The sequence below is a fragment of the Crocosphaera sp. Alani8 genome (assembly GCF_038442745.1).
Classification (GTDB): domain Bacteria; phylum Cyanobacteriota; class Cyanobacteriia; order Cyanobacteriales; family Microcystaceae; genus Crocosphaera.
Map to the genome: position 1 here is coordinate 1 of NZ_JARVCN010000315.1, position 3,727 is coordinate 3,727.

The 3,727-nt window shown below is 40.6% G+C and carries 4 protein-coding genes; 2 read left to right on the forward strand and 2 right to left on the reverse strand.

Annotated features, from left to right (window positions below; genetic code table 11):
• Positions 1 to 85 precede the first annotated feature (85 nt).
• Both P9B04_RS16725 and dnaK read left to right on the forward strand, forming a co-directional pair.
• Positions 86 to 916, forward strand: a complete 831-nt coding sequence (locus P9B04_RS16725; RefSeq protein WP_342056119.1) for a tetratricopeptide repeat protein — start codon at positions 86 to 88, stop codon at positions 914 to 916.
• Positions 917 to 1,179: 263 nt separating this feature from the next.
• Positions 1,180 to 3,099, forward strand: coding sequence for a molecular chaperone DnaK (dnaK, locus tag P9B04_RS16730; RefSeq protein WP_342056120.1), 1,920 nt, complete (start codon positions 1,180 to 1,182; stop codon positions 3,097 to 3,099).
• A 153-nt stretch (positions 3,100 to 3,252) separates the two neighbouring features.
• Here the strand turns inward: dnaK and P9B04_RS16735 are convergent, their stop codons facing one another.
• Together P9B04_RS16735 and P9B04_RS16740 are read right to left on the reverse strand one after the other, a co-directional pair.
• A complete protein-coding gene (locus P9B04_RS16735; RefSeq protein ID WP_342056121.1) occupies positions 3,253 to 3,474 on the reverse strand; it encodes a type II toxin-antitoxin system HicB family antitoxin in 222 nt (73 codons plus the stop codon).
• 4 nt (positions 3,475 to 3,478) lie between these two features.
• Positions 3,479 to 3,673, reverse strand: coding sequence for a type II toxin-antitoxin system HicA family toxin (locus P9B04_RS16740; protein WP_342056122.1), 195 nt, complete (start codon positions 3,671 to 3,673; stop codon positions 3,479 to 3,481).
• Between the last annotated feature and the right edge of the window lie 54 nt (positions 3,674 to 3,727).

The following is a 3,727-nucleotide window of genomic DNA, read 5'->3' on the forward strand; positions in this document are numbered from 1 at the left end:
GGAGTTATAACCTAAATATTGGGTGTACCTCATGAGTGTGAGAAACGCTATAAATTAATTGATCGTTGTAATGAATTTAAAAACCATGATTAAACTTAAGAATTTATCGATCACTTTACTACTGACTAGTTGTTTTTCTTTAACCAATATTACACTAAATATTGCCAAAAATATCGCGCAGGAAGCACCAGAAACCTCTCAAGAAAATGTCGTAGAAGAACCAGAAGAAACACCATCATTAACAGCTATAGACTGGTACAATCGAGGGGTTGATGAAATCGACGCAGGAAACTATCAAGTAGCGATAGAAGCCTTTAGCGAATCCATTAAACTCGATGAAAACGATGCCGATGCTTATTATAATCGGGGCTATTCTTACCTAATTTTAGAACAGTTTGAAGAATCAATTAACGATTACAGTCAAGCCATAGAATTAAGACCTGATTTTGCCTATGCTTATGGGAATCGTTGTTATGCTTATTATCAACTGAAAAATAACCAACAAGCCATAGAAGACTGTTCAAAAGCGATTGAATTAGAGCCTAAATATGCAGATTTTTATATCTATCGAGGTAATGCAAAAGACGATACCAAAATGCACCAAGCAGCAATACTAGATTACAATCAAGCCATTGCTCTGAGCGCAAATAACTCTAAAGCTTATTACAATCGTGCCTTAGCCTATAATCGCTTGGGTAAATCTTTGCAAGCAGTAGAAGACTATAACAAAGCAATTCAATTCAATAGTAATTTTGCCGATGCGTATCATAACCGAGGAGTCACCCGATTTAAACTAGAAGAAAGAGAAAAAGCGATCGCAGATTTAAGAAAAGCAGCCGAATTATTCAATGCTCAAGCTAACACAAATAACGCAGAAAAATCTTTGAATACCATAGAACAATTGGAGCAACAATAGAGATAAGAATGTAAAATAAATTACTCTGGCGATGCCAGATTATACATCCGACTTAACCATCATTAAACAGTCACTACTAACTGTTCACTGGTAACTAAACCATCAAACCGTCATTTCTAGGTTCGGGAAACTACACTACCCTAGAGAACCCTTATCCCGTCACCATAGATATGAGTGATAAATACTCAAGAAAACCCATTATTAATACTTAGGCTGATTAACAGCATTGAGTAATTCATATAGTAATTAGGGAGTCATAGGATATGGGAAAAGTCGTCGGAATTGATTTAGGAACCACTAACTCTTGTGTAGCAGTAATGGAAGGTGGAAAACCCACCGTTATCGCTAACGCAGAAGGGTTCAGAACCACCCCCTCCGTAGTCGCTTACGCAAAGAACGGCGATCGCTTGGTAGGACAGATCGCTAAGCGTCAAGCGGTAATGAACCCTGATAATACTTTTTATTCCGTTAAACGCTTCATGGGTCGTAAACACGAGGAAGTAACCAACGAAGCAACAGAAGTCTCTTATAAAGTTTTAAGGGATAGCAATGGTAACGTCAAGGTAGATTCTCCAGCCCAAAATAAACAGTTTGCCCCCGAAGAGATTTCCGCGCAAGTTCTTCGTAAGTTATTAGAAGATGCTGGCAAATATTTGGGTGAAACCGTCACCGAAGCCGTTATTACCGTTCCAGCTTATTTTAACGACTCTCAGCGTCAGGCAACCAAAGATGCCGGAAAAATCGCCGGGATCGAAGTAAAACGCATCATTAACGAACCCACAGCCGCTTCTTTAGCTTACGGGTTAGATAAAAAAAGTAACGAAACCATCCTCGTATTTGACTTAGGGGGTGGAACCTTCGATGTCTCTATCCTAGAAGTAGGGGACGGTGTATTTGAAGTATTAGCCACCTCTGGGGATACCCATTTAGGAGGGGACGACTTTGATAAGAAAATTGTCGATTTTCTAGCAGAAGATTTTCAAAAAAATGAAGGTATCGAGCTGCGTAAAGACAAACAAGCTTTACAACGGTTAACCGAAGCAGCAGAGAAAGCAAAAATTGAACTCTCTAGCGTTACCCAAAGCGAGATTAACCTCCCCTTCATCACCGCCACCCAAGAAGGTCCCAAACACCTCGATATGACCTTGACACGGGCAAAATTTGAAGAACTCTGTTCCGATCTCATCGATCGCTCTCGCATCCCCGTAGAAAAGGCCATGAAGGATGCAAAACTAAGCAACAGCGATATCGATGAAGTGGTATTGGTAGGAGGTTCTACCCGTATTCCTGCGGTACAAGAGTTGGTTCAAAAACTCTTAGGGAAAGAACCCAACAAAGGGGTTAACCCCGACGAAGTAGTAGCAATGGGTGCGGCTATCCAAGGGGGTGTGTTAGCTGGTGAAGTTAAAGATATTCTCTTGTTGGACGTAACACCTCTATCCCTGGGTGTAGAAACCTTGGGGGGTGTGATGACCAAGATTATTCCTCGCAACACTACCATTCCCACCAAAAAATCTGAAGTGTTCTCCACTGCAGTTGATGGACAAAGCAATGTAGAAATTCATGTTCTACAAGGGGAACGGGAAATGGCCAAGGATAACAAAGACTTAGGGTTATTCCGCTTAGATGGTATTCCCCCTGCACCCCGTGGTGTTCCTCAAATCGAAGTTACCTTTGATATCGACGCTAATGGTATCCTCAATGTGACTGCTAAGGATAAAGGTACTGGTAAGGAACAGTCTATCAGTATTACGGGCGCTTCCACCTTACCCGATAACGAAGTCGATCGCATGGTTCAAGAAGCAGAAGCTAACGCCAGCGCAGATAAGGAACGTCGGGAAAAAATTGACCGTAAGAACCAAGCTGATTCTTTAGTTTATCAAGCTGATAAACAACTGAGTGAGTTAGGGGATAAAATTCCTGAAGCAGACAAAACCAAAGCTGAAGGGTTGATCAAAGATCTCAAAGATGCGATCGCTCAAGACGACGACGATAAGATCAAGTCTTTGACAGAAGAGTTACAACAACTTCTCTACAGCATCGGTAGCAGCGTTTATCAACAAGCTGGTGGCGCGCCTGGTGCTGCCCCTGGTGATGATGCTGGTACACCTCCTGGTGGTGGAACTTCTGGTGGTGGCGATGATGTCATCGATGCAGAATTTTCTGAGTCTGAGTCTAAGTAATCACTATCTTAAGATAGTTTTGAGGAGCATCTTAATAAAGATGCTTCTTTTTTTTGTCTGTTTAATTAAGTTTGTCAGGTGGAGAAAACTAAATATCTTTAAGGTGAATCAAGGAATTTAAAGAATTGCCCAACCTACAGACTTTAATAAAGATCAAACGTCGAGTATTGTTTTAAAACTACTTGGTTTAGGTAAAGGTTTATTTCTAGCTTGATAATCTTCGATTAAAAGTTCTAAAACTTCTTGAGCATTTTTTAAAGCTTCCTCATAACTATTACCATGAGTGTGAGCATAGGGACCAAATTCGGGTAAACTAACGACATATTTTTGATCCTCATCTGACCATTGGATAATGATACTGTATTGATGATTCATTGATTTACTCCTGCAAATTATCTAAATCTTTGAGCGCATTTTTAACATCTTTTTCCTGATAGCGATCGGCATCAGCCCCATCCTTCCCTGAAAGGGTTAAGCTATAGGTTAAAAGAGGATGACTCCAAACTGTATGACTTCCCTTACCAGAGCGATAGTTAAATCCTGCTTTGAGTAACATTGATTTAAGCTCTCTTATTTTCGTATCTTCTCAAAAAGCCAGGGGTCACTCGCTGCGAAAACTTAGGCCAAA